At 67.2% G+C, this 23,622-nt stretch carries 22 protein-coding genes, 2 pseudogenes and 1 riboswitch; of the genes and pseudogenes, 7 read left to right on the top strand and 17 right to left on the bottom strand.

Annotated features, from left to right (window positions below; translation table 11 throughout):
• Positions 1-281: 281 nt before the first annotated feature.
• Positions 282-1,561, top strand: a protein-coding gene (locus D4B81_RS11320; RefSeq protein ID WP_122262764.1) for an IS3 family transposase whose coding sequence is annotated in 2 segments (ribosomal slippage) — positions 282-555 and positions 555-1,561 — 1,281 coding nt in all. Because the reading frame shifts where the segments join, the coding sequence is not laid out codon by codon here.
• Positions 1,562-1,594: 33 nt separating this feature from the next.
• Here D4B81_RS11320 and D4B81_RS11315 read toward each other — a convergent pair.
• From D4B81_RS11315 to D4B81_RS11250, 14 genes and pseudogenes are all read right to left on the bottom strand, one after another.
• Positions 1,595-2,329: pseudogene (locus D4B81_RS11315) on the bottom strand (IS110 family RNA-guided transposase); the annotation flags it as partial.
• 331 nt (positions 2,330-2,660) lie between these two features.
• On the bottom strand, positions 2,661-3,863 hold the full coding sequence (locus D4B81_RS11310) for a glycosyltransferase family 4 protein (RefSeq protein WP_122262745.1): 1,203 nt from the start codon (positions 3,861-3,863) through the stop codon (positions 2,661-2,663).
• Positions 3,860-4,939 (bottom strand): glycosyltransferase, encoded by a 1,080-nt coding sequence (locus D4B81_RS11305; RefSeq protein ID WP_122262744.1) that lies wholly within the window; start codon positions 4,937-4,939, stop codon positions 3,860-3,862. Before D4B81_RS11305 ends, D4B81_RS11310 begins: the two co-directional genes overlap by 4 nt.
• Before the next feature lie 6 nt (positions 4,940-4,945).
• Positions 4,946-6,025, bottom strand: coding sequence for a CapA family protein (locus D4B81_RS11300; RefSeq protein ID WP_272914068.1), 1,080 nt, complete (start codon positions 6,023-6,025; stop codon positions 4,946-4,948).
• A 37-nt stretch (positions 6,026-6,062) separates the two neighbouring features.
• Positions 6,063-7,214 carry a glycosyltransferase family 4 protein gene (locus D4B81_RS11295; protein ID WP_161965133.1) on the bottom strand — a complete coding sequence of 384 codons (1,152 nt, stop codon included), beginning with the start codon at positions 7,212-7,214 and terminating at the stop codon, positions 6,063-6,065.
• Between the two features lies 1 nt (position 7,215).
• Entirely contained in the window at positions 7,216-8,262 is a 1,047-nt protein-coding gene (locus tag D4B81_RS11290; RefSeq protein ID WP_122262741.1) for an ATP-grasp domain-containing protein, read from the bottom strand.
• Positions 8,263-8,266: 4 nt separating this feature from the next.
• Entirely contained in the window at positions 8,267-9,637 is a 1,371-nt protein-coding gene (locus tag D4B81_RS11285; RefSeq protein WP_237565955.1) for a lipopolysaccharide biosynthesis protein, read from the bottom strand.
• Positions 9,624-10,757, bottom strand: coding sequence for a non-hydrolyzing UDP-N-acetylglucosamine 2-epimerase (gene wecB, locus D4B81_RS11280; protein ID WP_122262739.1), 1,134 nt, complete (start codon positions 10,755-10,757; stop codon positions 9,624-9,626). The genes D4B81_RS11285 and wecB overlap by 14 nt, the downstream gene beginning before the upstream one ends.
• Positions 10,754-11,884, bottom strand: a complete 1,131-nt coding sequence (locus tag D4B81_RS11275) for a polysaccharide biosynthesis C-terminal domain-containing protein (RefSeq protein ID WP_122262738.1) — start codon at positions 11,882-11,884, stop codon at positions 10,754-10,756. Before D4B81_RS11275 ends, wecB begins: the two co-directional genes overlap by 4 nt.
• The gene (locus D4B81_RS11270) at positions 11,881-12,924 is read right to left on the bottom strand and encodes a polysaccharide biosynthesis protein (protein ID WP_272914067.1); all 1,044 of its coding nucleotides are present in this window, start codon (positions 12,922-12,924) and stop codon (positions 11,881-11,883) included. Before D4B81_RS11270 ends, D4B81_RS11275 begins: the two co-directional genes overlap by 4 nt.
• Positions 12,921-13,571: a GNAT family N-acetyltransferase gene (locus D4B81_RS11265; protein ID WP_122262737.1), complete on the bottom strand. Its 651-nt coding sequence runs from the start codon at positions 13,569-13,571 to the stop codon at positions 12,921-12,923. The genes D4B81_RS11270 and D4B81_RS11265 overlap by 4 nt, the downstream gene beginning before the upstream one ends.
• Complete coding sequence (locus D4B81_RS11260; RefSeq protein ID WP_122262736.1) at positions 13,568-14,809, bottom strand: glycosyltransferase family 4 protein; 1,242 nt, start codon at positions 14,807-14,809, stop codon at positions 13,568-13,570. The genes D4B81_RS11265 and D4B81_RS11260 overlap by 4 nt, the downstream gene beginning before the upstream one ends.
• The gene (locus tag D4B81_RS11255; protein ID WP_122262735.1) at positions 14,806-15,969 is read right to left on the bottom strand and encodes a DegT/DnrJ/EryC1/StrS family aminotransferase; all 1,164 of its coding nucleotides are present in this window, start codon (positions 15,967-15,969) and stop codon (positions 14,806-14,808) included. Before D4B81_RS11255 ends, D4B81_RS11260 begins: the two co-directional genes overlap by 4 nt.
• Before the next feature lie 4 nt (positions 15,970-15,973).
• Complete coding sequence (locus D4B81_RS11250; protein WP_237565954.1) at positions 15,974-16,705, bottom strand: sugar transferase; 732 nt, start codon at positions 16,703-16,705, stop codon at positions 15,974-15,976.
• Between the two features lie 194 nt (positions 16,706-16,899).
• Here D4B81_RS11250 and D4B81_RS11245 point away from each other — a divergent pair, with 194 nt between their 5' ends.
• Together D4B81_RS11245 and D4B81_RS11240 are read left to right on the top strand one after the other, a co-directional pair.
• Complete coding sequence (locus D4B81_RS11245; protein WP_161965131.1) at positions 16,900-17,805, top strand: methionyl-tRNA formyltransferase; 906 nt, start codon at positions 16,900-16,902, stop codon at positions 17,803-17,805.
• The gene (locus D4B81_RS11240; protein ID WP_122262732.1) at positions 17,805-18,470 is read left to right on the top strand and encodes a PIG-L deacetylase family protein; all 666 of its coding nucleotides are present in this window, start codon (positions 17,805-17,807) and stop codon (positions 18,468-18,470) included. Before D4B81_RS11245 ends, D4B81_RS11240 begins: the two co-directional genes overlap by 1 nt.
• A gap of 112 nt (positions 18,471-18,582) precedes the next feature.
• Here D4B81_RS11240 and D4B81_RS11235 read toward each other — a convergent pair.
• Positions 18,583-18,808 (bottom strand): annotated as a pseudogene (locus D4B81_RS11235) (IS3 family transposase); the annotation flags it as partial.
• 275 nt (positions 18,809-19,083) lie between these two features.
• Between D4B81_RS11235 and D4B81_RS18855 the strand changes: the two are divergent.
• Genes D4B81_RS18855 through D4B81_RS18845 form a run of 3 tightly spaced genes read left to right on the top strand, consistent with a single transcriptional unit; the run spans position 19,084 to position 19,963 of the window.
• Entirely contained in the window at positions 19,084-19,614 is a 531-nt protein-coding gene (locus tag D4B81_RS18855; RefSeq protein WP_237565953.1) for an ABC transporter permease, read from the top strand.
• Positions 19,614-19,754 carry a hypothetical protein gene (locus D4B81_RS18850; RefSeq protein WP_237565952.1) on the top strand — a complete coding sequence of 47 codons (141 nt, stop codon included), beginning with the start codon at positions 19,614-19,616 and terminating at the stop codon, positions 19,752-19,754. The genes D4B81_RS18855 and D4B81_RS18850 overlap by 1 nt, the downstream gene beginning before the upstream one ends.
• Before the next feature lie 2 nt (positions 19,755-19,756).
• Positions 19,757-19,963 carry a hypothetical protein gene (locus tag D4B81_RS18845; protein ID WP_237565951.1) on the top strand — a complete coding sequence of 69 codons (207 nt, stop codon included), beginning with the start codon at positions 19,757-19,759 and terminating at the stop codon, positions 19,961-19,963.
• A 79-nt stretch (positions 19,964-20,042) separates the two neighbouring features.
• Here D4B81_RS18845 and D4B81_RS11225 read toward each other — a convergent pair whose 3' ends face one another.
• Both D4B81_RS11225 and D4B81_RS11220 read right to left on the bottom strand, forming a co-directional pair.
• Positions 20,043-21,692, bottom strand: coding sequence for a polysaccharide biosynthesis protein (locus D4B81_RS11225; RefSeq protein WP_474100188.1), 1,650 nt, complete (start codon positions 21,690-21,692; stop codon positions 20,043-20,045).
• 344 nt (positions 21,693-22,036) lie between these two features.
• The gene (locus tag D4B81_RS11220) at positions 22,037-22,321 is read right to left on the bottom strand and encodes a DUF4235 domain-containing protein (RefSeq protein WP_122262730.1); all 285 of its coding nucleotides are present in this window, start codon (positions 22,319-22,321) and stop codon (positions 22,037-22,039) included.
• 38 nt (positions 22,322-22,359) lie between these two features.
• A riboswitch (TPP riboswitch) is annotated at positions 22,360-22,467 on the top strand.
• Positions 22,468-22,470: 3 nt separating this feature from the next.
• Here D4B81_RS11220 and D4B81_RS11215 point away from each other — a divergent pair.
• Positions 22,471-23,619 carry a thiamine ABC transporter substrate-binding protein gene (locus tag D4B81_RS11215; RefSeq protein WP_122262729.1) on the top strand — a complete coding sequence of 383 codons (1,149 nt, stop codon included), beginning with the start codon at positions 22,471-22,473 and terminating at the stop codon, positions 23,617-23,619.
• Positions 23,620-23,622: the final 3 nt, after the last annotated feature.

Genomic DNA, 23,622 nt, shown 5'->3' with positions numbered 1-23,622 from the left:
TCCTCGGTGCTGGCATGGTGCTCATCATCCTTTCCAGGATTCAGAGCCTCCATCAGACCCGGGGCGATTCAGGGTGTCTCCCGTACGAATCCTGACGCTCTCTCCCAAGGCGTGGGATGCTGCATCGGATAGTTGAAGGGCTTCATGGATGGCGCCCTGTAGCCCTCGTGGAGCGGGCCTGAGCGGTCGCAGGCAACTCCCATAGCCCAAGCCGAATGACTTTGCGGGTGAAGCGCTCCAGGTTTGGTGCCGCATCCTTGTGAGTTGGAAGGATGCAGTTCATGCCGAAGAAGATCGATCCGAAGGTCAAGGAGCGGTGCGTGCGCCTGGTGCTGGAGCACCAGGGCGAGTACTCCTCGCTGACCGCGGCCGCTGAGGCCGTTGCCCGCCGTGAAGGACTGGGCAAAGAGACCGTTCGCCGCTGGGTGATCCAGGCCCAGATCGACGGAGGGCAACGCAAGGGCGCCACCAGCGAGGAGCTGGCCGAGATCAAGAGCCTCAAGGCCCAGGTTCGCCGGTTGGAGGAAGACAACGAGATCCTGCGCCGGGCCTCGATTTTCTTCGCGGGGGAGCTCGACCCCCGCAACCGATGATCATCGCGTTCGTGGACGAGATGAGGGATCAGGGGTTCGCGGTCGAGTCGATCTGCCGGGTGCTGCGTGAGCAGGGCTGCCAGGTCGCCGCGAGGACGTACCGGGCCTGGCGCCAGCCAACCCGCCCCGTCGCTGAGCGCACCATCAGTGACGCCCTGGTGATGGACACCGTCCGCGACCTCGCCTGGACCACAGACGCCCAGGGCCGGCGCCGTCTGAGCCCCGAGGGGCTCTACGGGCGACGCAAGATGACCGCCCTGGTCCGACGCAGGCTCCCGTCGGCGACACCGGGCAGTGTGGACCGGGCGATGCGGGCCCTGGGCCTGTCCGGGATCCGCCGCAGCAAGGGAGTCCGGACCACGATCCCCGCCAAGGACGGCAGGAGGGCCCGTGACCTGCTGGACCGCAACTTCACCGCAGCCGCCCCGAACTGCACCTGGGTGATGGACTTCACCTATGTCCGCGCCTGGTCGGGATGGGTCTACGTCGCGTTCGTCGTCGACGTCTTCGCCCAGCGGATCATGGCCTGGCATGCCGCCAGCACCAAGGACGTCGACCTGGTCATGACCCCGATCAGGATGGCCACCTGGCAGCGGGAACGAGAAGGTCACCCGGTCCAGCCCGGGCAGCTGATCGGCCACGCCGACGCCGGCAGCCAGTACACCGCGGTGAAATTCACCGAGCACCTCGACCTCGAGGGCATCCGCCCCTCGATCGGGTCCGTGGGCGATGCCTACGACAACGCCCTCATGGAGTGCGTGATCGGCCTGTACAAGAACGAGTGCGTGCGCACCACCGTCTTCCACGACGGGCCCTACCGCAGCGTTCACGACGTGGAGTACGCGACCGCCGGCTGGGTCGACTGGTACAACCAGCGCCGGCTGCACAGTAGCCTCGGCTACCTGACCCCCGCAGAGTTCGAGCACGCCCACTACGCGGCCCTCAACCGAGAGCCGGAACCCGTATAGGAGCGGCCGAGAACCTGGGGCGCTTCACAGTTCCTCGATCCGCTCGGTGAGCTGGTCGACCGCGGCCGTGTGCTGATCGATCAGGTCCAGGTGAATGCGGACCATGAACGCGTGGTGCTCTACGAAGCGTCCTTGGAGTGCCTCGGTCAGCGCCGGGATCTTGATCCGCAGCCGCCGCCGGGCCAGGTCGGCCATGAGGACCGGATCGCGTTCGCCGTCGATGAGGGCCTCGAGCATCGCCCGGCCCGAGACACCGAGGATGTCGGAGGCCACGGAGGAGAGCTTGATCCCGGCGTCCTCCAACAGTTTCTCCAACCGTTGCACCTCCCGTGAACGCTCCCGGATGATCGCCGTCCGGGTCCGCGTCAGGTCGCGCAGCTGTCGCACCGGCTCGGGCGGCACGAACGAGCCACGCACCAGACCATGAGCTCCCAGCTGCGCCAGCCAGGTCGCATCATTGACGTCGGTCTTGCGCCCAGGCAGGTTCTTCACCTGGCGCGCGTTGACGAGCAGGACCTCGACACCGTCCAGGTCCTCCAGCAGGTAGTAGAAGGGCTTCCAGTAGTCGCTGGTGGCCTCCATCACCACGCAGGTGACCTGCTCGGCGGCCAGGTGCTCTCGCAGCGCGAGGATCTGGCGCGTCATCGACGACCACGTGCTGACCGTCTCGACCGCCTTCCGCCGTCCCGTTCCGGCCACCCGGACGCAGACCTTGGCGTCCGTCTTCGATATGTCCATGCCCGCGCAGCGGGCGTGCATGACTTCCATCGCGGAGCTCCTTCTCCTCACGACGCCGATGCGAACCATCGTCCGTCGTGTGGAGGGCAGGGATGTTCGGAAGTCTGACGCGCGGGCTCGCTGGCACCAATCCACGGTTCCCGTGGAGCCCTCCGCCCCATGCTCATCTACAGGCTGATTCGCACTACAGGGTGTTCCGGGGTCGACCACGACGAACCCAACCAGCGTCCACCTCAAAGGCCAGGTTCCGCAACGGCGACCACGGCGGAATCTTCAGGCACCACGGTGCGGGCCGAAGGCGCGCCTGACTGCTCATCTGTGAAGAGCCCGATAACTCACGAGTCGTCACGCTCCAGTCTGCTCATTGGACGTCACCCAAGGCATGGAGGAAGTTCCGCATTCTCTCGCCCTGCGCGCGCGTCGAACGGTTGCGTCTCACGAAGTCTGAAGCATTCGCCCCGATGGCCCTGCGACGTTCCGCGGGCATGCTAATTACTTCCTCGATTGCTTGCTCCAACCCCTCCACCGAGTCGTCAGTCCAGATGACAAGGCCCTCGTACTCCGTTGGAATACTAGTCAGCCGCGTGGTGAGCACTGGCGTGCCAGACGCCATGTACTCCAGCAGTTTGGACGGGAAGCTGTATCGCACAAACCCTTGCTCAACCGGGCGTGGTTGAACCAAAACCGTGCTCGTCGCATACATCAAGCCGAGTTCGTGGGGCTTGAGCAGCCGGGGAGGCAAGACGCGTTGATCGGTTGCGCATACCTCGCGGATCCAGTCCTCCAGCGGGCCACGACCGAACAGCTGTAGTCGAAGTAGCGGGTCGTCGCTGGACACGACGGCCCGAACAAGAAGCCCGACTCCGTACTCCTCACTCAACCCGCCCGCATAGGTGACGATGCGTGACTTCGCGTCGGCACCTTGGATCTGTTCGTCAGAAGGCCAGGCTTCCACGTCGAACAAGCCCTCCATTGTTAGGCTCGGTATACCCGGCGCGAAGTCAGTGGCCAATGGTTCAGCCAGGACGATGACCGCATCGACCTTCGCCAGGGCTCGCTTGGTGATCCCGATGTCGAGCTTCTTGAGCCGACTCCGCAAACCGGAGTCGCTGGGAAGCACCACGCCGGGAGGATCCGTGAGAAATACGGCTGCTCGCACTCCGAACCGTCGCCGCGCGAGGACGGCATACCAGAGGAACGGGGAGTGCACACCGTGCACCAGGAGCCAGTCGGGCTTCGCCCGCCGCAGCCGTCTGCCACCGACCCACCACGCCGCGAACCATCGCGTGAGGTGCTTGAGCCCCAGCAAGTTGACGAACGGGAGGAAGAGCCCCTCCACGCCGTGCTCGCGGAACCGACCGCCCGGGTAGGCACGCTTGGGATTCCTGGGGTAGTCCGACACCGGAGCAGCAGACAGGAGATCGACCTCCACCCCCGCCTCCGTGAGGCCTCGTACGACGCCCCAGGCGAACCGGTGCGTCTGGGTGGCCATGAAGGCGTCGGTGCGGTTGATCTCTTCAATCAGGTCATTGGGAACAGTGAACCCCAAGAGTGTCGCCTTCACTTCACTCCCAGCACAGTTCTGTAAACATTGTCGAATGTTTGAAGCATCGCTTCCGTAGAGTAGTTGGCCAGTGCGTTCTCGCGGGCTTCCTCTCCTAAGAGCCTGCGCCTTGGCTCGTCTCTGATCAATTCCACCAAGGCTGCCGCCAGGGCGTCGGCGTTGCGGGCGGGTATCAGGAGGCCGCCGCCGCCGCGCACAATCTCTGTGTTCCCGCCGACATCCGTGGCCACCACCGGCACACCGGACATCATCGCCTCTATCAACGCGTTCGAGAGGTTCTCGTGCCAGGACGGGAAGGCGAACACATCGGCAGCGCGGAGGATGTCAGGGACGTCAAGGCGTCTTCCCAGCATCCGGGTGCGCACGCCGGTGGTCTGGTAACGGGCCTCGATGGCTTCCGAGTCGGGGCCGTCCCCGACAATGAGAAGGACGGTCCTTTCTCGGACAGAGGCGGGTGCAAGCGTCAGCGCGGACGCGAGATCCTCGTGCCCCTTCTCCCACACCAGGCGACCCACTGAGGCGACAGCCACGTCCTTTTCACGGAGTCCGAGGGAAGTCCGCAGGCCCTGTCGGGCCGAGTCGTCCCCCGATTCGATCGTCACGCCATTGACGAGCGGTCCGATCAGCTTCGTCCGGTGGCGTTGGACGAACGGCCGCGCGGCGGCGTAGTGGCAGACTGTGGTGACGTGCGTGGCCAGCGCCAATGTGGCAGGCTCCAGCGCCTTCACCACGACCGATCGCCTCAGACCGGCGCGGTCACTCAGGTCGCGTTGGGTGCCGTGGACGCTCACGAGGATGCGAGGACACCCTGCGAGCCTAGCCGCGAGAACACCGTGGAACCCCTCGTTCCCGAGGCCACGCACGTGGACTAGGTCCGGCTGCACCTCTCGCAGCATGCGCACCCACTGACGCAACAGTGAGACGTCGACGCCGCCGGCCGCCTGCTGTTGGTGCATGGGGACGAACTCGTATTGCTCCGCAAGGCGCGACCCCATAAGCCGGGTTAGCGCACCGATGGGCCCGCCACCCCCGAGCGTGCCCCACGAGTGCTGGACGACGACGGGTACTGCCTTCATCACAGATCACCCCCAGTCGACCGTATCGTCGACAGCGTTCCGCAGGTGATCGGTGATGAGGTCTCGCAGCGACTCGCACTGCATCACGTTGGTGAGGACCAGGAGGTTCTCGGGATGGCGGGCCATGTGGCTGATCCATGCCTCGACAATCAACGCCGAGCCGCGGCTGCTGGTCGGCTGAAGCGCCACCCGTAGCAGCGCCTTGCCCGTTCCCGAGCAAAACTCGTCCCAGAGCGCACGCAGGGCGACGTCCGACGTCACCTGCTGCTTGTATCCCTCGACCTGGTTGAGGATCCGCTCCTTGTCGGCGCCGCACGCCAGAGAGACCTCGAAGGACTCCGATGTGACCACCGGCGTGAGGCTGAGACGGGCACCGGACTCCTCGAAGGTGATTCCTGCCAGGAGCCCCTCGTGCCACTCGGAGTGGGGGTTCGCCATCGCGAACTGGAAGTTGCCGATTCCGTAGGCGATCGGGACGCCGGCCCAGACTTCGTAGGCCGACGGCATGTGGTTGTGGTGCATGATCACGGCGTCGGCGCCCACCTCGGCCAGGAACCGCAACTCGTCGCGTAGCACCGGACGTGGAAGAGGGAAGTACTCGTTGCCGCCGTGCAAGACGACGACGACGCGCTTTCCCTCCACCTTCGCCTCAATTACCCCTCGGGCAGCAGCGACTACGGACCAGCCGACCGCGCTGTCCCCATCGGTCACGGACCACTCGTGCTCGCAGTAGCTCAAGATTCTCACGGTGGAGCCGTCCAACAACGGAAGATCGAGGTGGCCGCTACCGGCTTCACCCTCCGCCTCGACGCGGATCCCGGCCTGCGCGAGCCCCGCCCTCCGGCAGCCCGCCAAGGTGTCTCGCAGGCCGATCCGTCCTGCGTCAAGGATGTGGTTGTTCGCAGTCGTCACGACCGCAAAACCGACGTCCTTCAAGTGTGCCGCGCTGGCCGGGTGCGAGACGATAGCGGGACCTGACTTCTTGATGCGATGGGTGGTCTGTGTGAGAGGGGCTTCCAGATTCACGACAGCATGCTGCGCCTCCCTGATCAGCGCTCGAACGTCGTCAGCTACATCGGGTGCCACCGCGTGCGGGGAGTAGAAGTCCCCAGCGAACAGTAGATCAACCACGAGCGCTCACCTCATTCTCAATAAACCGCGCGATGGACTCGGCTGCCCGCACGGGACTCCAGTCCTGCTCGGCGCGTGTCCGACCGGCGCGTCCGATCGTTTCCCGCAGGCGTCTGTCGACGACGAGTTCCTCGAGAGCGGCAGACAGCTGACCCACGTCCCCCGGGGCTACCAGGAGCGCGTCGCTCCGGTGCCGCAGGGAGCCGGGGATCGAACCGACTGCGCTCACGACAACCGGCCGTCCGGTCGACAGGTACTCGCCAAGCTTGGTCGGGAACCCACCCTCCGCCTGCCGAGAAGCGGGCCTCGGAAGAGCCAGGACGTGACACTCGCTAAGAAGTTGCTGGACCTCGTTCGAGGGGACCGGTCCCACGACCTCCACACGGTTCTCCATGCCGGACGCGCGCACCACATCGTCTAGGTCGCGTCGCTGCTCGTCACTGTGCGGGCCCGCGACGACCCGAAGGCGAACGGCGCGGTCCGCGATACCGGCCAGCGCGCGCACTAGGAGGCTGACGCCGTCCTTCGCCTCGTTGAGCGATCCGCAGTAGCCGATCAGCACCCCACGGGATGAGTCGGGTTCACCGGCTGGCGACGGGCCAGAGGTGTCGACGATGCCCGCGACCCTGATGATCGGAGAGGAGGTGAAGCCCCGAGCCCAGGATGCGATCTGCGGGCTGATGACCAGCACGCCATCGAGGCGAGGGAGTGCACCACGCCTGAAAACCTCCAACTCCAGGCGACCTCGCACGCCGTTCCCCAGCACCACGTCGGGATACTCCGTGACCTCGTGCAGGACGACGATCCCGTGACGCTTCAGGATGGCGATGGCAGCGGGCAGGAAAAGGGAATCACGGTCAATCACCAGTGCGACATCGGGCAACTCGTCCCGAGCGGCCATCTCACTCACTAACGTGCTGAGGCCGCGGAGCGCGTGCAACCGCCAGAACCGACCCGGCCGCCCGACGCCCTTGACGAAGACGTCGGGGTCGAACGTCGGCTCACTTCCCGACGGGGTGGTGACGAGACACAGGGAGGCAGGCCCCACACGTCCGCGCACCCATCCGCTGAGCAGCGCCTTGTGACGCGCGACTGCGGGAGCGAAGTCGTTGAAGTTGAAGGCCGAGATCAGCATCAGGTGCATCTCAGGCCCCCTGGTCAGCACGGATGAACCCAACGCAGGCCTGTGCGAAGACGGACTCGAGCACCGACTTCTCCTTGGTGAACTGCCACGCGCCGGGCCCGCCCGTGTAGTAACCCACCGAGTTCTCAAGAGCCGCTGGGCCAAACATCACGCATTGGAACTCGATCAGCATAGGGTGACCACCGTTGGAGGACGCCGAGTAGGCGACGTCGAGAGATGAGAAGGGGCTCTGCAGCTTCGTCGCCCACGTCCAAGCAGCGTCCAGGACCGGTGCCAGGTCTTCACCGTCCCCGATCCGGTAGTCCAGTAGACCTGCCCCGGAGGCACGGAAATCCCCTTCTCGATTGCGTCGTCCCACCACGTAGAGGCGTGATCCGTACCGCAGGACCTTGTAGTCACCCGAGAGTCCTGAAATGTAGGGCTGGACTACGAATGGATTCTGATGACTCGACGGCGGTACGAAGTCCGGACGGCGCTTAGCCCTCAGGACGGAGAGGAGGCGCTCCTTGGGTCCTTCTGATCTGCTCAGTTCTTCAGCAGAGCGACGTGCTTCCTCTGCGTCCTTGGCTAACGTGACGCCCCGGGACCCTGCCCCGCGCGAGGGTTTGAGTACCACCGGGTACCGGAGGTGCTCAGCGTCAAGTTCTTCCAATGCGCCGAAGACACGTGCCGAGGGATTGCCTGCGTCCTCACCGAAGATGCCGCCGCGGATGGACTCCATGACCGCCTTGCTGTGGTGAGCCAGAAGGTATTCGAACCGGGGAATTGGCGTGTGGCCGCGACACTGCAGACCCAGCACGGTCGCCTCAATGAAGCGTTTGTAGGACTCCGCGTGCTCCGACGACGTATAGACGACGTACGAGGGCGTGTCTCCCATCTCAGAAAGCGCGCGAGCAGCAGGGAGCACAACAACGTCGAGCCCGCTGATCCGCAGAGCCTCGGACAGGCGATCGACATCCATGGTCGTCGCAGTCTGGACGTTCCGAGTGCTGGACCAAAAGCCTCCGCGGTAGTCAGTCATGACGAGCACCCGATTCTCGAACGTCATACCTTCACCCTCCCACACCCTGAAACGTTCTTGTCCTGCGGCCAGTCGCGCGCAACGCGCCACGGAGGCCGATCACAGCCGACGGAAACACGGTTATCGCGTAGACCACCAGGGAGGTCCAGGGAATCCAGTCGCTGCCAATGTTGTGCACCACCAGGACCTTGGCCGGCACACTCACGATGAGGTAAGCCGCCCAGCCAATGGTCTGCGGACCTAAATGGCCTACCGAGTTCTGAACCATGAAGAGCGGCGAAGTTATCGCAAGAAGCGTCCACATCGCCACGAATCCCAGAGGCAGGGTCGTGGACAGCGTCGAGTCGTGCGCGCCCAGGATCTGCAGGATCGGATCCTTCGCCAACACGAGAACCGCGCCACTCAGCAACACACCTCCGCCAGACAGCAGCATCATCCAACCTGTCGAGCGACGCACCCAGGCGAGGTCGCCTCGGACGAGGGCCTCCGAATTGGCCGGCCACAAAGGCATGTTGAGCACGGTGACTAGCAGTCCGAGGGCCAGAAACAACCTCGTCACCACCGAATACAGGGCGACGTCTTTGACACCGGTGCCGTGCGCCACCACGAGGAAGTCGACGTTGAGCGCCAAGGAGGTCATCACACCGATCAGGACGAAGCGCAGGCCAGAGGTGATCAGCCCCTTGGACGACGCGTCGCGCAGCGCAGCGGACGACACCAACCCGCTGCCTTTCAACGTGACCACGGTGCCGAGAGCGTTCACCGCCACCGGGGCGAGGACGATCAGCGCAATGACCAGCACCGGTGCCGCGTCACCGATGACGGCAAGCCCTCCAGCTGCCACGGCCAAGCACGATCCGCCCATCTGAAGCCCGTTGCTCGCAGGAACCCGCTGCAACGCGAAGAGGAGTCGGTGCACCAGCGACAGCGGAATGTTGATGACGAACGCCAACAGGCACACGCCCGCCACCCACCGCGGCTCCTCGGAGTCGGGTGCGTTCAGGATGGCGTCCCACGGCAGCAGGAGCGATGCAATTGCCACTGCCACCATTCCCACGAGTGCCACCCGACCGAGGACGCGGTAGGCCGCCGACACGAGATCGCGAGCCTCAGCCCAGTCTCCCTTGACGATCAGCGGTGTTAGCCGAGTCATGAGGGTGTTCCCCAGGCCGAGGTCGGCCCACAGGAACATGCTGGTCACCGAAGTCAATGCCATCCATATGCCGTACGTCTCGGCCCCGAGGTACCCCAGCGTGATGGGGATGAGGACCAGGGGGACGAGGGACGTCACACCCCGGGCGACCAGGGAAGACCCAACCCCGCGTACCAGACGTCCGGTACGCGCCGCGGCCAGAGCTTCGCTCGCAGTGGCAACGTTCCCGGGTGTCTCAGGCGCGACCATGGGCCCTAATCCCAGCCCACTGCGCATGGCGCCCAGCGGTCGAGGAGATGAACCGAACGACTCGGTTGCTGGTGTCGTTGATCTCGTAACCCGCAGGGTGTGAGGAGACGACCGGGCCGTCGGTCATCGCAATGCCGACACCGCGTACGACGTCGTCCCGGTTCAGCCCGGTCATGATGATCGAGCCGCTGTCCAAAGCCTCCGGGCGCTCAATGGAGTCACGCAGCGTGATGGCCGGGAAGCCCAGGATTGACGACTCCTCAGAGATGGTGCCGGAGTCGGAGAGGACGCAGGCCGCCTCGAGCTGAAGCTTGTTGTAGTCGTGGAAGCCGAAGGGCTCCATGAAGTCGATTTCGCCGAGGTCGAGCTCGCTGTCGAGCGTCTCGAGCCGCTTGCGCGTGCGCGGGTGGGTCGACACGACGACACGCTTGCCGAACTGGTCGCGCACGGCCACCAGGCACTCGAGCAGCTTCTCCAGACGCTCCGGAAGGTCAACGTTCTCCTCGCGGTGCGCGCTCACCAAGAAGTACTCCCCCGAAGTGAGGCCGAGATGCTCAAGGGCGTCGGAGCCCTCGATCTGCTCGCGGAACTCCTCCAGCACCTCATGCATCGGCGAGCCGGTGACGAGGATGCGCCGCGGGTGCAGGCCCTCGTTGAGCAGGTTGCGGCGCGCATGCTCGGTGTAGGCCAGGTTGAAGTCGGCGACGTGGTCGACAAGGCGACGGTTGGTCTCCTCCGGCACGTTCTCATCGAAGCAGCGGTTGCCGGCCTCCATGTGGTAGGTCGGGACCCGCATCCGCTTCCCCATGACGGTCGCTACGCAGGAGTTGGTGTCGCCGAGCACGAGCATCGCGTCGGGCTTCTCCTCGAGCAGCACCTTCTCGGTGCCGACGAGGACCCCACCCAGGACGTTGCCGAGGCTCGAGGTGTCGACGCCCATGTAGTGGTCCGGGGCGCGCAGGCCCAGGTCGTCGAAGAAGACCTGGTTGAGCGAGTAGTCGTAGTTCTGGCCCGTGTGGACCAGGACGTGTTCGATGCCCGGGGTGGTGTCGAGCCGCTTGATCACGGCGGCGAGCCGGATGATCTCCGGGCGGGTGCCGACCACGGTCATGACCTTCATGCGGTTGCCTCCTGGGCAATCGTCTCGGGGAACTGATCCGGGTTGTCCACGTCGAGCAGCTGGTCTGCCCAGAACATCGTCACCAACTCGGTGTCCCCCACGTTACGGATGTTGTGCACCCACAGGGCGGGCATGTCGACGAACGACGGCTTGTCGCCGCTCAGGCGGAAGGTCACCACGTCGTCGTGCAGCAGACGACGGAGCTCGATCTCCGCCTCACCCTTCACGACGAAGAAGCGCTCCACCTTGTGCAGGTGGTAGTGCTCGCCGCGCTTGTGGCCGGGCAGCGTCGTCGACATGAAGGCCATGCCCGTGCCGCCGTGCGCGCGGACCGTCTCGTAGAGGTCACCCCGGTTGTCGCCATGCACCTGCGGGGAGATCGGCCACATGTCCGGAAAGGCAGCGGCACGGTAGGTGTTGAAGAGGTTGCGCCGCATGGGCGTCGAGATGTCAGGCACCTCGCCGCGGGTCGCGTACAGCTCTTGCGTCTCGAGGAAGAACCGCAGCACCTCGCCGATGCCGATCGCCTCGGCCGGTACGACCTCGGAGGCGTCACTCCCCAGCGCCGCGATCAGCACGGCAGCGGCGTCCTGGGCGTGCAGGAGCTCGATCTCACGGTCTCCGGTGACGGTGGGCACCCGGCCGGCCGCCACCTCATGCGCGAAGGTCGCCACGAAGGAGTTGTAGCCGGGACGGCCGTGCTCACCGAACAGGTTCGGCAGGAGCAGGTCGGCGAAGTGACCGCCCAACTCGACGGCGGCCTCCCTGACGATCCGCGCCGCCTCGGCCTTGCCGCGTCCGTAGGGGTTGTCCAGCTGCGCCTGGACCGAGTTGGCGAAGACCACGTCGAAAGGCGTGCCGACCTCACGCATGGCGGCGACGACCGTGCTCGCCAGGTCGATGTTGCCCTGCTCGACCGCCTCGTCGAAGTCAGCGCGGTTGACGCCGGCGATGTGGATCACTGCGTCGACGCCTCGCAGCGCCTCGACGAGCCGGGCCGGGTCGGCGAAGTCGTCGCGCCCCAGACGTACGGGCTCGACCTGGTGCAGGGCCCGGAGTCGGCAGGCAGTGTGCCAGCCGAGGAAGCCGTAGCCGCCGGTGATCGCGATGCGCCGGGCAGCGGTCACAGCGCGTTCTCCGGGTCGATGCCGGCGACGGTGAGCTCGTGCCGGATTTCAGGCAGCGTCAGGAGCAGGTGCTTGACGCCCTCGACATCGAGGCGCTCGGCGTTGTGGGAGTGGTAGTCCTCGTCCGGCAGGTCAGTGTCGCCCTTGTCGAAAAAGAGCTCGTACTCCAGACCTCGCGCATCGAGCGGCACCGCGTAGTAGTCACCGCGGTCCTCCGCCTTCTGGCGCTCCTCGCGACCCAGCAGGGACTCGTAGAGCTTCTCGCCGTGGCGGGTTCCGATGACGCGGATGTCGGGGTTGTCGTTGCCGAAGAGCGACGCCACCGCCAGCGCCAGGTCGCGGACCGTCGAGGCCGGCGCCTTCCTGACGAAGATGTCGCCCGGCCGCGCGTTGTCGAAGGCGTACTGGACCAGGTCGACCGAGTCCTCGAGCGACATCAGGAAGCGGGTCATGTCGGGATCGGTCAGCGTCACGGGCTTGCCATCACGCAACTGCTGCACGAAGACCGGTATCACCGAGCCGCGGCTGTACATGACGTTGCCGTAGCGGGTGATGGAGACCGTCGTGCCGGTGTCCGACCAGTTGCGGGCGTAGGACTGGGCGACCTTCTCCATCATCGCCTTGGAGATGCCCATGGCGTTGATCGGGTAGACGGCCTTGTCGGTGCTAAGGCACACCACCGACTTCACGCCGGCACGCTCGGCTGCGCGGATGACGTTGTCACTGCCGTGGACGTTGGTCATCACGGCCTGCTGCGGGAAGAACTCGCAGCTCGGGACCTGCTTGAGTGCCGCTGCGTGGAAGATGTGGCGCACCCCGTGCACCGCGTCCTCGACGCCACGGGAGTCGCGGACGTCGCCCACGTAGAAGCGCACCCGACTGTCAGCGAGCTCGCGACGCATCGCGTCCTGCTTGGCCTCGTCGCGGCTGAAGATGCGGATCTCCTCGACGTCGGTCTGGAGCAGGCGACGGACCATCGTGGATCCGAACGAGCCGGTGCCTCCGGTGACGAGGATCGGGCCCTCGGTGGTCCAACTCACTGTTCATTCCCCTTTGTATGTGAATAATCGCTCTTGTCGCCCGACGTGTCCGCCGGCCAGACGTAGCAGTTCATCCTGCGCTGGTCAGGTGTTTCGTAGCTGGAGAACAACCGCCAGCCGGATCGGACGTAGAAAGCGTTGACGCTGCCATTGTCGAGGGCATCCGTGGTCAGGTAGGCACGGGTCTCGCCCTGCGACTGCAACTCCCGCAGCCACGCCTCGAGGACCAGGCGTCCCGTTCCGGTGCCCTGCATGGCCGGTTCCACGCAGATCGAGCTGAGAAGAGCGCCGGGCGGCTGCTCCTCACCATCCTGCCCACGGTAGGTCAGCGCCCGGAACAGACGCGGTACGACCCTGGGACGGCGAACGACGAGGGAGAGGCTCGCGATCGCGAAGGCGGACCACCGCTTGACCAGCAGCCGCCGGAAGAAGCCGGACGGGTTGACGTGGCCCACGACGACGCCGACCAAACGTCCAGTCGCGTCACGCGCCACCACCGTCACGGCCCCGTCGGCGAGGAAGCCCCGGTAGAACTCGCGCAGGAAGACGGGCCCCAGCTCGCTGAGGAAGAATGACGGGAAGGCGCGGCGGTGCAACTCTGCCGCATCCGGGACGTCGGCGGCCGTGAGCCGGTGCAGCGTGGTCACGACGACACCCCCGCAGCCTCCGCGAGCAGCGATTCGATGCGCTCGACCCCGAGAGCGAGGGAGAAGTGAGCCTCGTAGTAGGCACGGCCGGCGGCGCCCCGGGCGACCACGGCAGCGGGCGACTCGGCGACGAACTTGGCCAGCACACCCGCCAGCCCCTCGATGTCGTCAGAGCGGCAGACCCAGCCGGCGCCGGAGTCGACGACCACGTTAGCGGCGTCGCCCGACAACATGCCGATGACGGCCCCGCCAGCCGCCAGCGTGGCCTGCAGCTTGCTCGGCATCGTGATCCGCGCCAGGGGGTCGTCATTGAGGGAGACGTAGTGGACGTCGGCCGCCGCCATCAACGCAGGCATCTCCGCCGGCGCCAGACGCCCGAGGAAACGTACGTTGGTCGCGTCCAGCTCGTCGGCCAACTCTCGCAGGCGATGCTCCTCGGTGCCGGACCCTGCGACCAGGCAGACCAGGTTGGAGTCACGCAGCTGGGCGGCAGCACGCACCAGCGGCTCCAGGCCTTGTGCGCGGCCGAGGGTGCCGGCGTACAGCAGAACCCGGTCGTGCTCGGTGACGCCGTAGCCTCGCTCGGTCTGACGCTCACGCGGCGCGAACAGGGACTCGTTGGCCCAGAGCGGTGCGTAGGCCAGTTTGGACTCCGGCACGCCACGCTCGCGCAACCGCTCACCCACGCCGGGTGAGACGTAGGCGACCTTGGACCCGGCGCGATACATCGCGTTGCACAGGCCGTTGAGGCCGGCGACGGCCGCGCGCGAGCCGATGCCGGAGCCGGCGAAGCCGGTGGCGGTGAGCGTGTCGGGCCACAGGTCCAGTACGTGGACCACGTTGGGGGTGCGACGGAACCACGACTGGGCCAGCATCGGCGCCGCAACCGTCACCGGGGAGTAGTTGACCCACATGGCGTCGATCCCAGCGAACGCCTGGCGCACACCCAAGAGCGCCGCGGACGCTCCGAAGGACCCGTAGTTGGTGATGCGGCTGCGCACCGAGTCGTCGTGCGACGGGTAGAGCGCCACGCGCGTCACGTCAACGCCGTCGATCTGCTCGACCATCCGCGGCCGGATCCGGTAGCCGGGCGCGACCTGACCGGTCGGGTAGTTGGGGAATCCTGTGACGACCTTGACCTCATGGCCGCGGGCAACCAGCCCACGCGCCAGCGCCCCGGGGAGCGCGGCAGGGCCTGGCTCAGGGTCATACCACTGCGTCAGGAGGCCGATCCTCAACCGACTCCGCCCCCAGAGGTGAGCGTCTTCCGCACGGCCGTGACGACTTTCTGCACCTGCTCGGCCGTCATGCTCGAGAAGATCGGAAGGCTCACCACCCGGTCGAACTCGCGCGCTGCCACCGGGAAGTCGTCGCGTGCGTGCTCACCGAGGTCACGCCAGTAGGGCTGCATGTGGAGGGGGATGAAGTGCACCGACGTCCCGACGCCGCGCTCGGCCATCGCGCGCACGAAGGCGTCCCGGTCGCCACCGGCCGGCAGGCGCACGACGTAGAGGTGCCACGCGTGACCGACTCCCTCGCCGCCTCCGGCAGGCAGCTCGAGGTCGAGGTCGGCGAACGCAGAATCGTAGACCGACGCGATTTCCCCGCGTCGGTCACGCATCTGGACCGCGCGGTCCAGCTGCACGAGACCCATGGCCGCAGCAGGATCGGTGAGGTTGTACTTGTAGCCCGGCGCGACGACTTCGTAGTGCCAGGCCGGCTTGTCCGAGCGGTAGCGGTCGAAAGCGTCACGGTTGATCCCATGGAGGCGCATCACGCGGACGCGCTGCGCAAGCTCGGAATCGCGGGTGACCAGCATGCCGCCCTCGCCTGTGGTCATCGTCTTGGTCGCATAGAAACTGTAGACCGTGGCCTCGCTCGTGCCCGCACCGACGTTGACACCGCCGTACGAGGCGGGGAACGCGTGCGCGGCATCCTCGACGACGGCCAGCCCGTGCGTCGCTGCGAAGGCGGCGATGGCGTCGTGGTCGATCGGGAAGCCGGCGAAGTGCACCGGCATGACCGCGCGCGTCGCGGCAGTCACCTTGGTGGCCGCGTCAGCGAGGTCGATGTTCAGGATGACTGGGTCGACATCGACGAGCACGGGGATAGCCCCCAGGTAGCGGACCACCTCGGCGGTGGCGGTGAAGGTCCACGTCGGGACCAAGACCTCGTCGCCGGGCCCGATGCCGATCGCCTCAAGCCCGAGGTGCAGACCTGCCGTGGCCGAGTTGAGCGCGACCGCTTCGACGCCCTCGCCGATGGCATCGGCGAAGGCTGCCTCGAACTCCTTCACCTTGGGTCCGGACGAGACCCAGCCGGACCTGACGGCCGCGACCATTGCCTCGATCTCAGGCTCACCTACGTCGGGGAGGGCGAAGGGCAGAAAGTCGGTCACGGAGTCATTTACCTCGGGTCAGGGGGTCGCCATCCCGGTCACCCGAGACCGGAAGGGTGGTCGGGTCGGAAGACAGCTCACCGACGCTACGCAGGATCTCCGCCGCAGCGCGCTCCTCGCGCTCAGCGGCGCCGATGAGCAGGCCGTGCAGCTTCACGATGCCCAGCAGGGTGCGCACGAGGAGCTCCAGACGGTAGGCCAAAGTACGGCGCCGGACGAAGACGAGCTCGCGAGCGATCTTGCGAGGCAGCAGAACGCGTGCGTAGTGCTGCTCGGCGTCCGTGGGGTCGTCAGGGAGCTCGTCCTCCCCCAGGAAGTAGCCAAGGCTCCCCGGACCGACGATGCCGGGCGGCACCTTCAGCGACTCCATCATCCATGGGGCATAGTGCTTCTCCACGACGTCGATCGCCTCGGGCCGCGGCCCGAAGAAACTCATCTGGCCGCGTACGACGTTGACGAGCTGAGGGATCTCGTCGAGTTTCAGGGAGCGGAGTACCTTACCCGCACGGAAGATGCGGGGATCCCGCCCGCCGGTGATCGAGCCGGCGTCCTGAGCGCCTTGGTGCATGGTGCGCAGCTTGTACATGGTGAAGGGGACCTCGGCGCGACCCATGCGCTCGGCCCGGAAGAGCACGGGACCCGGCGAGCTGGCCTTGATGGCCGCGGCGCTGACCGCCATCGCCGGCGAGCTCAGGGCGAGGCCAACGCCCGCAACGAGTCGCTCGAGTGTCCCCACGGTGTGTCGCCTCCCCTGTCGATGCACGACATACATGGTGCACTACGCAGCGGGCCACCGCGCAACCGAGGCCTCACCGACGCTAGGCTCCGCGTGTGTCACATGGTCGCGTGGTCCTGATCGGTGCGGTGCACGAATGCCTCGCCGCCTTTGATGCCATCCTCGCTTCCCCTGAGTGCGACTTCGCCGGCGTGGTGACACTCACCGCGGAGGCGGGCGCCAAGGTGTCGGGCGCCGTGGACGTCGCCTCGCGGGCCTCGGAGCACGGCATCCCCGTGGTCCTTGTCGAGGACGTCAACTCCCCCAACTCCGTGGCGGAGATCCGCGCGCTGGCTCCCGACCTCGTGGCCGTCGTCGGGTGGACGCGCCTGATCCACGACGAGCTGCTAAAGCTCCCCACCCACGGCTGCATCGGCTTTCACGCCTCCCTCTTACCTCACAACCGCGGCCGGGCGCCCGTGAACTGGGCGATCCTGCGCGGCGAGCACGAGACGGGCAACACGATGATGCTGCTCAACGCCGGGATCGACACCGGCGGTGTGGTCGACCAGCGCAGCACGCCGATCGGTCCCGAGGACACCTGTGCCACGGTGTACGAGCGGGTCGCCGCCCTGGGTGCCGCGATGCTGGGTGACCACCTCGGCCCGCTGCTGCGCGGCGCGGTGGTCCCGCGGCGTCAGGACGAGTCCAAGGCGACGCTGCTGCCTAAGCGGGTGCCGCTCATGGGTGTCACCGACTGGCGCCGCAGTGCCCAGGAGATCCACGACTGGATCCGCGCCCAGACTGCTCCCTATCCCGGAGCGTTCACCCATCTCGACGGCGAGCGCGTCACGCTGTGGCGTTCGGCGCCGCCCGCACCGGGAGACTCCCCGGTCAACCCCGGCACCGTCGTCGCGATCGACCACACCGGAGTCACCGTCGCCACCGGCAGCGGTACGGTCCTGGTCACCGAGGTCGGCACCGTCGAGCACCACCACCTCCACGCCCACGAGTGGGCTGCCGGAGCCGGTCTGCGCGTCGGAGCCCAATTCGACCAACCGTCCGACGCCTGGGTCGCCTGGTCCCTGGGCCGGGGCCCCCGCCCTGAGGAGACCCGCTGATGACCGTAGTCTTGGTCGTCGCCGCCCACCCCGACGACGAGATCCTCGGCGCCGGAGGCACGCTCGCCAAGCACGTCGCTCGCGGCGACGAGGTGCACGCGCTCGTGCTCTCCGAGGGCGCGTCCTCCCGCTACGAGGACGGTACCGAGCAGACCCTGCGCGACTCGGCCCTGCGCAGCGCGGAGAACATAGGGTTCGCGTCGATCCAGCTGCTGGACATGGCCGACCAGCGCCTCGACGCCGTACCGCTGATCGAGGTGACCCAGACCCTCGAGCCCTTCGTCTTCGACCTCCGCCCCGAGGTCGTCTACACCCACACTCCGGTCGACGTGAACACCGACCACGGGATCGTGTCGCGTGCGACCTGGACCGCGTGCCGCCCTTACTCGACCCCCTGGCTCAAGCGCATCCTCGCCTTTGAGACCCCGTCGTCGACTGAGTGGGCCTGGCCCTTGCCGGACAGCGGTTTCCAACCGAACTGGTACGTCGACGTGACCGAGACCCTGGATAGCAAGCTCCAGGCGATGGTTCAGTACGAGACCGAGCTGCGCGAATACCCCCACCCGCGATCGCTGCAGGCGCTGACGGAGCGTGCGCGCTACTGGGGCAGCCACATTGGCGTGGAGGCAGCCGAACCCTTCGTCGTGCTGCGCGCCCGCGACTGACCGCCGGTGGCCGCGGAGGCAGCCGCTCATTCAACGCCTCTCGCAACCGCTCCCGCCACCGCGCTGCGCTGGGAACCCGCGGTCGGTGGGCAGGATGCAGCCGCCAACGTCACCGTGGCGGGCGACGGCACTGTTTGAGGGCGTCGACGGCCAAGCGTGACTTCATCCGGTCGCTGATGGAGCAGCCAACGATCCGGTTAGAGAAGACGCCCTTGATCGCGCAGGTAGAGCTTGCCCTCGCCGGTGCGGTGCTCGTCGATGTCGGCCAACCACAGGTGGTTCGGCGCTTGCGCGGTGAAGTTGCGCTCGACCAGGTCATCGGGGACCGGAACTCCTGGGGATAGGGGGCTTGGGCACGGTGCACATCCTTCCAGTGACGCCTCGCAGCGTCACAGATCAGAGTCCGCTTACCCGTGCAGCAGTCCCGTGATTGGAGACTCGCGTCAAGACGCTTCGTGGGTTGGGGTCCTCTGAGGGGTTGTGACGCGTTTCAGCGTTAATGTCCGCTTCGGGCGGTCGGATCAGACCACATCCGGGTCTTCTGGGTTTTGTTGATTCTTCCTGTGGTCTTGGTGGTAGCCAAGTCGTTGTCGGGCGGCCTGGGCCAGGCCCGGTGGTCGGCGTAATGTTCCGCTCGCTGCTCTCCAGCGGCGGGACGCTGGGCGGGCTCGGCTGGGACGGGACGTGGGTGTCGATCCTGCTGGCGTTCGTCTTCTTCAACCTCGCCGTGGTCGTGCGCACGGTCGGCGGGCTGTGGGAGGGGCTGGACCGGCGGGCCGAGGAGTCGGCGGCCGCGCTGGGCGCCTCGCCCTGGCAGGTGTGGCGCAGCGTCACCTTGCCCGCGCTCGCGCCGGCGGTGGTGTGGGCGGCGACCCTGGTCTTCCTCTTCTGCTCCACGGCGTTCGGTGTCGTGCTGACCCTTGGCGGACTGCGCTACGGCACGATCGAGACGGAGATCTACCTACTGACCACGCAGTTCCTCGACCTGCAGGGTGCGGCGGTGCTGTCGGTACTGCAGCTGGTGGCCGTGGTGGCGATGCTCGCGCTGGCCGCGCGGACCCGGCGCTCGCGCGAACACAGCCTGAAGCGGGTCGGCGCCCGGGAGGCGGCGCGCCGCGGCGGCACGACATACCCACGCTGGTGATGACCCGGGTGGCGGTCGCGTTCGTGCTGCTGCCTGTCGGGACGCTGGTGGTGCGCTTGCTGCGGCGCGGGGGAGGGTGGACGCGGGAGAATTGCCGGGCGCTGACCGACCCGGACTCGACGCCGGTGCTGCGGGTGTGAGCGTGACCGAGGCTGTGATGAACTCCCTACGCAGCGCCGTGGACGCGACCGTGCTGGCGATGGTGCGGGGGCTCATCGTGGCGCTGCTGGTGTCGACGCTGGACGGGGCGTTCATGCTGCCGCTGGGGATCTCGGCGGTGACGGTGGGCTTCGGCTTCCGATCACGCTCGACCGGCCCGTGCTGGACCTGCGGACCTCAGCGGTGCTGATCGCGGCGCGGTTTCGTCTGGGCAATTCATCCCGCTGCGTGGCCACCAGGCCTTTGCCGGCTACACCCAGGACACTCGTTTACGCCGGGGTGTTCTGTTCGACGTAGACCCCTTCGTCAAACGTTAGCGGGATCCAGCTCGGTTCCTGAGCAGCGGCTGCCAGGCGGCACGGAGGTAGAGGGGGGACGTCGACCGCGGTCATGAGTGGGTGTCCGGTGGGGCGGTGATCCTCCCCCGCGGTGAAGAGGACCTCGGTGAGCTTCTCGCCTGGGCGGAGGCCTGTGAATTGAATGTCAAGGTTCCGACCAGACAGAGAGATGAGTTCACGAGCCACATCGACGATCCTCACGGGGGAGCCCATGTCGAGGACCATCACCTGCCCGTCGCGACCGATCGCCCCCGCCTGCAGGACGAGCTGGCACGCCTCGGGGATGAGCATGAAATAGCGCTCGACGTCGGGGTGGGTCACCGTGACGGGGCCGCCGCGTCGGATTTGCTCGGCAAAGGCGGGGATGACCGAGCCGCGAGAGCCCAAAACGTTGCCGAAACGGACAGAAACGTAGCGGCCGGGCTGCGTCTGGGCGTAGTGGGCTGTTAGGCGTTCTGCGGCGCGCTTTGAATGGCCCAGGACGGAGGTGGGCGAGGCGGCCTTGTCGGTAGAGATGTTGACAAACGTGCCGACTCCTGCGGCCGAGGCGGCCTCGAGAACGTTGAGCGTGCCGAGGACGTTGGTCTGCCAGGCCTCTTGGGGGAAGCGCTCCAGGAGGCTGAGGTGCTTGAGGGCGGCGGCGTGGAAGAGAACATCGGGGCGGATCTCGGCGAAAGCCTGGTTGAGGCGTTCCGCGTCCCGGATGTCCGCGAGCAGCAGATCCTCGCCCTCCAGCAGACCGCGTCCGGTCATCGACAGCTGCACGGCATGCAGCGCCGACTCGTCCCGGTCGAGCATGACGAGGCGGCCGGGGTTGAAGCGCGCGATCTGCCGGCAGAGCTCGGAGCCGATGGAGCCGCCGGCCCCAGTGACGAGCACGACCTTGCCGGTGATGTGCTCGGCAATGGCGTCCTGGTCGAGCTCGACGGCGCGGCGGCCGAGCAGGTCCTCCAGGTTGAGGTCGCGCAGGTCGGTGACCTGCGGGTCGGACGTGCGCAGCCACTGCTCGATCGGGGGAAGGGTCTTGACCTGAAGGCCGGCCTCCCGAGCCTGGGCCTGGACCTCGCGAAGCAGGTCGGACTCCGCCCGTGGGATCGCGACGGCGAGGTACTTGGCGTTCGTGCGCTCCGCGACCGCGGCCAGGTCACGGCGGGCGCCCAGAACCGGGATGCCCTCGATCCGCAGACGCCGCTTGGAGCGGTCGTCGTCGAGCAGCGCGACGGGGGTGAACTCGGAGCGGTCGTCGTGCAGCATGTTGCTGACCAGCCGGCGGCCGGCCAAGCCGGCGCCGAGGATGATGACGCGTTCCCCGTCGGGGTTGGAGGCCACCCGGTGCGAGCGGTAGGTCCGCACGGTGAAGCGGACTGCCAGCATGAGCACGATCGCCAGCGCAGGCGCAAGAAGACCGACGGAGCGGGGGAGGAACACGTCCGGGGTCACCCAGCTGATCGCGATGACAGCGAACGCGGTGATGATCGCGGTCTGCACGACCGAGGCGACCTCGTCGAAGCTGCCGCGCATGTGCCGCACCATGTAAGGACCGGAGGCCAGCCCGATCGCGGCGTGCAGGACGGCCGCCATGACGGCGACCGCCCACGGCGAGGCCTGGGTGAGCAGGTGCGGGTCGAAGCTGAGCCGCGTCCACAGCGCCAGCAGCAGCGCGACCGCCCAGCACAGGCCGTCATTGACCACCCAGAAAGCTCGGATCATCAGCTCTCGCGACGGCTGTGCCGTGGCAGCACGATCTCCAGGCATGGCGCTATAACCCCCATGGGACAGTGGGTGCATATGGGCGGGACCTGCCCATCGTGCCCCACGCTCGGGGGTGTGCGCAATGTGGCGGGTGAGATTAGCAGAGGTTTGTGTGTTTGGAGTGGAGGTCGGGACGGCGTGTCGGGGGCCTGGGAAGGAGGCCTCCGGAGCGCTCAGCTGTTGGTCTGGTCCGCCAGCTGCTCGGAGCTCTTGCCCTGCCCCTTGGCCAGCACCCTCGTCGTCTGTCGGTTGGCCAGCATGCGGGCCAGACCCATGATCACGCCCGAGAGGACCGCGAAGGCCACCGCCTCCTTGAGGTCGATGTCCGGGTCCTCCGGGTTGTCCGGGGAGTCCTTGCCGGTGACGAACTTCCACGTGCCGTCCGTCATCTTCCTGGCGACGGCGGCCGCGCCGATGGCGGCGGCGGTGGTGACGAGCTTGGCGGCGAGGTTACCCATGCGGCCGATCCTGCCACAGGGGATGTACCGTGGAGGACACGAAACGACAGGGGAGCGCCACCCGGCGCTGAGAGTGCGGCACCCGCCGCAGACCCTCCGAACCTGCACCGGCTAGCACCGGCGAAGGAAGTCGACAAGGAGATCCGACCATGCGGCATACCCGCAGCCTGGCCGCCCTCGCGGTGGCCACCCTGACCCTCACCTCCTGCTCCCTCGGGGGCGGGGAGGACGAGCCGACCACCGCCCCGGAGGCGCCCGCCACGTCGTCCACCGGCGGCGACGGGAGCCCGACCACGTCGGAGGAGCCGGCGGCCGTCCCGCCCCCCGAGACGTCCGACCCCGGCACCGTCACGCTCGTCACGCACGACTCGTTCACCCTCCCCGACGAGCTGGTTGCCGCGTTCGAGGAGGAGAGCGGCTACCAGCTCGAGCTGCAGAGCGCCGGCGACGCGGGCGAGCTGACCAACCAGCTCGTCCTCACCAAGGGCAGCCCGGTCGCCGACGTCGTCTTCGGCATCGACACCACCTTCGCCTCCCGCGCCGTGCGGGAGGGGGTGCTTGCGGCATACACGCCCGCCGACCTGCCCGCCTCCGCCCAGGAGCACCTGCTCGTGGGCGGGGAGACGGTGCTGACGCCGGTCGACTACGGCGACGTCTGCGTCAACGTGGACGACGTGTGGTTCGCCAACCGGGGCCTGGTGCCCCCGGAGACGTTGGAGGACCTGGTCGAGCCGGACTACGAGGACCTCTTCGTCACTCCGGGCGCGACCACCTCGAGCCCGGGTATGGCGTTCCTGCTCGCCACCGTGGGCTACTTCGGCCCGGGGGAGTGGCAGGGCTGGTGGGAGGAGCTGATGGCCAACGGGGCGAAGGTCACCAGCGGCTGGACCGACGCCTACACCGTCGACTTCACCGCCGGCGGGAGCGACGGCGACCGGCCGATCGTGCTGTCCTACGCCTCGAGCCCGCCGTTCACCATCCCCGAGGGCGGCTTCCAGCCGACGACGCGGGCCCTGCTCGACACCTGCTTCCGGCAGGTGGAGTACGCCGGCGTCCTCGAGGGTGCGGTCAACCCCGAGGGCGCGCAGGCGGTCGTGGACTGGCTGGTCAGCCCGCAGGTGCAGGCGGTCATCCCCGACACCATGTTCATGTATCCCGTCGACGACGAGGTCGTCCTGCCCGAGCTGTGGGCGCAGTGGGCGCCCCTGGCGGAGGACCCCATCGTCGTGCACCCGGGCCAGATCGAGGCCGAGCGGGAGACGTGGCTGCGGGAGTGGGCGGACCTCGCGACCGGGTGAGGC

Origin of the sequence: Ornithinimicrobium cerasi (assembly GCF_003702705.1) — a bacterium.
Classification (GTDB): Bacteria; Actinomycetota; Actinomycetes; order Actinomycetales; family Dermatophilaceae; genus Ornithinicoccus; species Ornithinicoccus cerasi.
The sequence above is the reverse complement of the archived record's forward strand: the minus strand, read 5'-3'. Positions and strand labels throughout refer to the sequence as shown.

Bases quoted from the DNA above. Each gene is read 5' to 3' on its own strand.
- D4B81_RS11225 (WP_474100188.1), bottom strand. From the start codon at position 21,692: ATGGCGGCCGTCCTGCACGCCGCGATCGGGCTGGCCTCCGGTCCTTAC.
- D4B81_RS18850 (WP_237565952.1), top strand. From the start codon at position 19,614: ATGACCCGGGTGGCGGTCGCGTTCGTGCTGCTGCCTGTCGGGACGCTG.
- D4B81_RS11295 (WP_161965133.1), bottom strand. From the start codon at position 7,214: ATGCACCTGATGCTGATCTCGGCCTTCAACTTCAACGACTTCGCTCCC.
- D4B81_RS11305 (WP_122262744.1), bottom strand. From the start codon at position 4,939: ATGAAGGCAGTACCCGTCGTCGTCCAGCACTCGTGGGGCACGCTCGGG.
- D4B81_RS11220 (WP_122262730.1), bottom strand. From the start codon at position 22,321: ATGGGTAACCTCGCCGCCAAGCTCGTCACCACCGCCGCCGCCATCGGC.
- wecB (WP_122262739.1), bottom strand. From the start codon at position 10,757: ATGAAGGTCATGACCGTGGTCGGCACCCGCCCGGAGATCATCCGGCTC.
- D4B81_RS11285 (WP_237565955.1), bottom strand. From the start codon at position 9,637: ATGGTCGCGCCTGAGACACCCGGGAACGTTGCCACTGCGAGCGAAGCT.
- D4B81_RS11290 (WP_122262741.1), bottom strand. From the start codon at position 8,262: ATGACGTTCGAGAATCGGGTGCTCGTCATGACTGACTACCGCGGAGGC.
- D4B81_RS11215 (WP_122262729.1), top strand. From the start codon at position 22,471: ATGCGGCATACCCGCAGCCTGGCCGCCCTCGCGGTGGCCACCCTGACC.
- D4B81_RS11240 (WP_122262732.1), top strand. From the start codon at position 17,805: ATGACCGTAGTCTTGGTCGTCGCCGCCCACCCCGACGACGAGATCCTC.